A 6,531-nucleotide genomic window follows, 5' to 3' on the forward strand; every position below is an offset into this window, starting at 1 on the left:
CGGGGTGGCGGAAAAATAATTTACCTCCTCCCTGCAACCCGATAAACCGGCCCCTCCACAGCAGGCATCGTCAGGACATCGGAGTGAGTTTGTCGCACCCGTGGCGCGACTTTTAGCGCTCAACGTCAGGGTTTCAAACATCAGGGGTTCAAACAATAGTGTCAGCAGTGCCGACACTTTCAGGAACCAGCCCCACCCTACCCCGGCATACACCTGAACCCACTCGCACTGGCCACTTGCTTGCCCTGCCCGTCATACAGCCGCGCCCGCACTTCGGTGCCCAGGGTCGATTCCACCAGCTTGTAATGCTCGCCGGCCTTGAAGTCGCCGTAGCTGACATGCCCGTTGCAGTCTTGCTGGTTGGAGTCGCCGGTGCTGTCTTCGAACAGGGTCACGTCCAGGCGGTGGGCGCCGGGGCGGACCTGGAAGTAGCGGCCGTCGTCGACGTTCTTGCCGTCCACGCGTTCGGCCATCAGGTCGCTGGGGGCCTCTTCTTCAAGGCTGATCCAGGCGTCGTTGGGGTCGGCCTTGGGCATCGGGCCGGCGCAGGCAGAAAGCGCCAGCACCAGGCTCAGGGCGGGAATCAGCAGCAGCGGTTTGGCATTCATGGCAGGTACCTCGGCAGTGAGAAGGAACACAGGGTGCGACTGCGAACGCCAGCCGCGCCGGATTGCCATCCAGCTTGGCGAGGCCCGGCAACGAGGACAAATGAATCCCCATGAAAGGAAGTTAAGGCCCAACCTAAAACTTCCTTCACCTGGCTGAAAGCCGCGTGTTAGGTGGGTCGCCGGAGACTGCCGAGCCTCGTTTCCGTCTCGGAGGTCCACCCATGCTCGGGCTGGTCAAGACCGCTCTGCTCAAGCCCTACACGTTTATCGTGCTGGCGATCTTCATCTGCATCATCGGGCCGCTGGCGGCCCTGCGTACGCCCACCGACGTGTTCCCGGACATCGGCATCCCGGTGGTGGCGGTGGTCTGGCAGTACAACGGCTTGTCGCCGGACGCCATGGCCGGCCGGGTGATCTACACCTACGAGCGCTCGCTGAGCACCACGGTCAACGACATCGAGCACATCGAGTCGCAGTCGCTGCCGGGCATGGGCATCGTCAAGATCTTCTTCCAGCCGGGGGTGGACATCCGCACCGCCAACGCCCAGGTCACCGCGGTGTCGCAGACGGTGCTCAAGCAGATGCCGCCGGGCATCACTCCGCCGCTGATCCTCAACTACAGCGCCTCGACGGTGCCGATTTTGCAGCTGGCGTTTTCCAGCCCGACCCTGTCCGAGGCGAAAATCCGCGACCTGGTGCAGAACAATATCCGCCTGCCCCTGAGCGCCCTGCCGGGCCTGGCGATGCCCACGCCCATGGGCGGCAAGCAGCGGCAGATCACCCTCGACCTCGATCCCCAGGCGCTGGCGGCCAAGGGCCTGTCCGCCCAGGACGTGGGCAACGCCCTGGCGGCGCAGAACCAGATCATCCCGGTGGGCACCGCCAAGCTCGGCGGCAATGAATACACGGTGCTGCTGAACAACAGCCCCACTGCCATCGACGAGCTCAACGACCTGCCGATCAAGACCGTCGACGGCGCCTTGATCACCATCGGCCAGGTGGCCCACGTGCGTGACGGCTCGCCGCCGCAGACCAATATCGTGCGGGTCGACGGCCACCGCGCGGTGCTGATGCCGGCCCTGAAGAACGGCAATATCTCCACCCTGTCGATCGTCGATGGCATCCGCCAGATGCTGCCGCGCATCGATGAGACCCTGCCGCCCGCGCTGAAGACTTCGCTCTTGGGCGACGCCTCGGTGTTCGTCAAGCAGTCGGTGGGCAGCGTGGCCCAGGAAGGCATCATCGCCGCGCTGCTGACCAGCGCGATGATCCTGCTGTTCCTCGGCAGTTGGCGCTCGACGCTGATCATCGCCGCCTCGATTCCCCTGGCAGTGCTCGCCGCCATCGCCCTGCTGGCCGCCAGCGGCCAGACCCTCAACGTCATGACCCTGGGCGGCCTGGCCCTGGCGGTGGGGATCCTGGTGGACGACGCCACGGTGACCATCGAGAACATCAACTGGCACCTGGAACAGGGCAAGACGGTGAAGGACGCGATCCTCGACGGCGCCAAACAGATCGTCGGCCCGGCGTTCGTCTCGCTGCTGTGCATCTGCATCGTCTTCGTGCCGATGTTCCTGCTGCAGGGCATCGCCGGCTACCTGTTCCGGCCCATGGCCCTGGCGGTGATCTTCGCCATGGCCAGCTCCTTCCTGCTGTCGCGGACCCTGGTGCCGACCCTGGCCCTGTACCTGCTCAAGCCCCACGTGCCGGAGGCCGGCCCTGGCCACCACCCGGAAGATGCCTTCATCAACCACCACGAAGGCGAGCAGCACGCCCCGCCCCGGCATGCCCTGGTACGCGCGCTGCTGGGGTTCCAGCAAGGCTTCGAGCGGCGTTTTTCCAATGTGCGCGACACCTACCACGGCCTGCTGCGACTGGCCTTGGCCAGGCGTCGGCCGTTCCTCCTGGGTTTCCTCGCCTGTGTGCTGGCCTCCTTCGCCCTGCTGCCGAGCCTGGGCCAGGATTTCTTCCCCGCCACCGATGCCGGGGCCCTGGCCTTGCATGTGCGCCTGCCCCTGGGCACACGGATCGAGGAAAGCGCGGCGGCCTTCGACCACATCGAAGCGCGGATCCGCGAGGTGATCCCGCCCGAGGAGCTGGACAGCGTGATCGACAACATCGGCATCCCCCTGAGCGGCATCGACATGGCCTACAGCAACAGCGGCACCATCGGCCCCCAGGATGGCGATATCCAGGTCACCCTCAAGCCCGGCCACGCGCCCACCGCCGATTACGTGAAGCGCTTGCGCGAGGCCCTGCCGGAGAGTTTCCCCGGTAGCCAGTTCGCCTTCCTGCCGGCGGACATCAGCAGCCAGATTCTCAATTTCGGCGCGCCGGCGCCGCTGGACGTGAAGATCTCCGGGCCTGACGAGGCGGCCAACCGCGCCTATGCCCTAGAGCTGCAACGGCGCCTGCGCCACGTGCCGGGCATCGCCGACTTGCGCCTGCAGCAGTCCACCGGCTATCCGTCGCTGGCGGTCAAGGTCGATCGCCTGCGGGCCAACGGCCTGGGGATCACCGAGCGCGACGTGACCAACAGCATGGTCGCCTCCCTGGCCGGCAGTTCCCAGGTGGCGCCGACCTTCTGGCTCAACCCGAAGAACGGCGTGTCCTACTCCATCGTCGCCGCCACCCCGCAGTACCGCCTGGACAGCCTGCCAGCCCTGGAGGCCTTGCCGGTCACCGGCAGCAACGGCCAGGCGCAGATCCTCGGTGGCCTGGCGGATATCTCCCGCGTTGACAGCCCGGCGGTGGTCAGCCACTACAACATCCAGCCGACCCTGGACCTGTACGCCAATGTCCAGGGCCGCGACCTGGGCGCGGTGGCCCACGACATGCAACAGGCGCTGGACGACGCCGCGGCCCTGCGGCCCAAGGGCGCCACGGTCAGCCTGCACGGGCAGATCGACGCCCTGCACCAGGCCTTCAGCGGCCTGAGCCTGGGGCTGCTGGGTGCTGTGGTGCTGATCTACCTGCTGATCGTGGTCAACTTCCAATCCTGGCTCGACCCGCTGGTGATCATCAGCGCGCTACCGGCGGCCCTGGCCGGCATCGTCTGGATGCTGTTCCTCAGCGGCACCTCGCTGTCGGTGCCGGCGCTGACCGGGGCCATCCTGTGCATGGGCGTGGCCACCGCCAACTCGATCCTGGTGGTGAGCTTCTGCCGCGAGCGCCTGGCGGAACACGGCGATGCCCTGCTGGCCGCCCTGGAAGCCGGCTACACGCGCTTTCGCCCGGTGTGCATGACCGCCCTGGCGATGATCATCGGCATGCTGCCCCTGGCCCTGTCCGAGGAGCAGAACGCGCCCCTGGGCCGGGCGGTGATCGGCGGCCTGCTGCTGGCCACCGTCGCCACCCTGATCTTCGTCCCCGTGGTCTTCAGCCTGGTCCACGGTCGCCGTTCCCACCCCGCTGTCGCTGGAGAAACCACCCATGTCGCCTGACCACACCCCTTCGCGCAAACGCCTGATGCTGCTGGGCATCGGCGGCTTGAGCCTGGCCGCCCTGCTGGTGGCCAGCGGCCTGGCCGCGCGCACCCGGCATGAGCGGGCCGTCGCCGCCTGGACCGAAACCGCCGCCGTGCCCCAAGTGCTGGCGGTGCAACCACAACCCAACGCCCAGGGCGACAGCCTGCGCCTGCCGGCCCACCTGGAAGCCTGGAGCAAGGCGCCGATCCACGCCCGGGTCAGCGGCTACCTCAAGGACTGGAGCGCCGACATCGGCACCCAGGTCGCCGCCGGCCAGGTGCTGGCCCACATCGACAGCCCCGACCTGGACCAGCAAGTGGCCCAGGCCCGGGCGCGGATGCTCCAGCAGCAAGCCACCGCGCGGCTGGCGCAGACCACCGCCGCACGCTGGCAGAACCTGGTGGCCAGCCACTCGGTATCGCGCCAGGAAGCCGACGAAAAACGCGCCAACGCCACCGCTGCCCAGGCCAGTGCCGCAGCGGCCGCCGCCGACTACGCGCGGCTCTCGGCCCTGCAGGACTACAAGACCATCCGCGCACCGTTCGCCGGCGTGGTCACGGCCCGCCATACCGACATCGGCCAGCTGGTCAAGGCCGACAGCGACAGCGATCCGCAACTGTTCGACCTGTCCGATACCCACAAGCTGCGGCTGTACGTGCCCATTGCGCAAAACTACGCCAGCGTGATCCGCCCCGGCCTCACGGCCCGGCTGACGGTGCCCGAGCACCCCGGCCAGCAGTTCAGCGCCCAGTTGGTGGGCGACTCCTGCGCCGTCGATCCGCGCTCCGGCACGCTGCTGGCGCAGTTCGTCGCCGCCAACCCCGACGGCGCCCTGCATCCTGGCGACTACGCCGAAGCGAGCCTGGCGCTGGCGGCCGACACCCATGGCCTGAGCATCCCCGCCAGCGCCCTGATCTTCCGCGCCCAGGGCACCCAGGTGGCGCTCATCGACAGCGCAAAACACGTGCACCTGCGCAGTATCCATATCGGCCTCGACCTGGGCGACCGCCTGGTGATCGACCAGGGCCTGCAAGCCACGGATCAGGTCATCGACAACCCGCCGGACGCCCTGCGCGAAGGCGACCGGGTGCAACTGGCCGACGCGGGAGATGCCCATGCGCCCAAGGCTTAAACCCCTCGCCGCGCTGGTGCTGCTGGCGCTGCACGGCTGCTCCCTGGCGCCGCATTACCAGGCGCCGGAGGTGGCGTTGCCAGCGCGGTTTCGCGAACAGAGCGCCGCCGGGCCCTGGCACCCGGCCACGCCCCAGGCCCTCGACGCACACTGGTGGCGGCTGTACCACGACCCACGGCTCGATGACCTGCAACAGCGCCTGCTCCAGGCCAACCCGGACCTCGCCGCGGCCCTGGCCCACTACGACGGCGCCCAGGCCTACGCCAGCCAGCTGCATGCCGGGCTGTTCCCGCAGATCAGCGCCAGCGCCCAGCCCTTGCGCCAGCGCCAGTCGGACAGCCGACCGCTGCGCGGCGGCAGCCAGCCCTCGGTGTACAACAGCAACAGCGCCGGCTTTACATTGGACTTCGACCTTGACCTCTGGGGCCGGCTGCGCAACCAGGCGCTGGCGGGCGATGCCCAGGCCCAGGCGTCCGGCGATGACCTGGCGGCGGCGCGCCTGAGCCTGCAACGCCAGCTGGCATTGCTCTATGTGCAACTGGTCGGCCTGGACGCGCAAAGCCGGATTCTCAGCCGCTCCCTGGAGGACGACGGCCAGGCCCTGCAACTGACCCGTGACCGCTACCAGGGGCAGATCGCCTCGGAGCTGGACCTGACCCGGGCCCAGAGCCAGCTGGCCAATGCCGAGGCCGACCTGGACGAAGTCCGGGCCCAGCGCAACCTCACGGAACACGCCATCGGCGAGCTGGTGGGCGAACCGGCCAGCCAGTTCCGCCTGGCGCCCACCACCCAGGCGCTGGGCCTGCCGGAAGTCCCCCGGCAACTGCCCAGCAGCCTGCTGCAACGCCGGCCGGACATCGCCGCCGCCGAACGCCGGGTATTCGCCGCCAATGCCGGCATCGGCGTGGCGCGAGCGGCCTGGTACCCGGACTTCAGCCTCACCGGCCTGCTCGGCGGCCAGACCCAAGGCAGCGGCAACCTACTGGCGGCGGGCAATCGCTACTGGGCCCTGGGGCCGCTGATGACCCTGCCGCTTTTCGACGGTGGCAGGCTCAGTGCCAACGAGCGCCAGGCCCATGCCGAATTCGAGGAGGCCGCCGCGCATTACCGTGGGCAAGTGCTGCGAGCGGTGCGCGAGGTGGAAGACAACCTGGGGCAACTGCGTGACCTGCAACAACAAGCGCTGGATCGGCAAGCGGCGGTGAATGCGGCGCTGCACACCCAGTCCCTGGCGATGAACAGCTACCAGGCCGGTGCCGTGAGCTACCTGGATGTGGTCACCGCGCAAACCGCCGCGCTGCAGGCCCAACGCAGCCTGCAAGCC

4 protein-coding genes are annotated in these 6,531 nt (G+C 68.3%); 3 read left to right on the plus strand and 1 reads right to left on the minus strand.

The features are described from left to right. Positions 1 to 197: 197 nt before the first annotated feature. Positions 198 to 608, minus strand: a complete 411-nt coding sequence (locus ACK6AU_RS30985; protein WP_409303493.1) for a hypothetical protein — start codon at positions 606 to 608, stop codon at positions 198 to 200. A gap of 221 nt (positions 609 to 829) precedes the next feature. On the opposite strand from ACK6AU_RS30985, the gene ACK6AU_RS30990 reads away from it, so the two are divergent. The 3 genes from ACK6AU_RS30990 to ACK6AU_RS31000 all read left to right on the plus strand — a co-directional run. Then, positions 830 to 4,051 carry an efflux RND transporter permease subunit gene (locus ACK6AU_RS30990; RefSeq protein WP_409303495.1) on the plus strand — a complete coding sequence of 1,074 codons (3,222 nt, stop codon included), beginning with the start codon at positions 830 to 832 and terminating at the stop codon, positions 4,049 to 4,051. Further along, positions 4,041 to 5,207: an efflux RND transporter periplasmic adaptor subunit gene (locus tag ACK6AU_RS30995; protein ID WP_409303497.1), complete on the plus strand. Its 1,167-nt coding sequence runs from the start codon at positions 4,041 to 4,043 to the stop codon at positions 5,205 to 5,207. Before ACK6AU_RS30990 ends, ACK6AU_RS30995 begins: the two co-directional genes overlap by 11 nt. Next, the coding region (locus ACK6AU_RS31000) for an efflux transporter outer membrane subunit (protein ID WP_409303499.1) at positions 5,191 to 6,531 on the plus strand (1,341 nt) is incomplete at its 3' end. The genes ACK6AU_RS30995 and ACK6AU_RS31000, both read left to right, overlap by 17 nt.

The sequence above is a fragment of the Pseudomonas sp. KCJK8993 genome (genome assembly GCF_046230915.1).
Taxonomy (GTDB): domain Bacteria; phylum Pseudomonadota; class Gammaproteobacteria; order Pseudomonadales; family Pseudomonadaceae; genus Aquipseudomonas; species Aquipseudomonas piscis.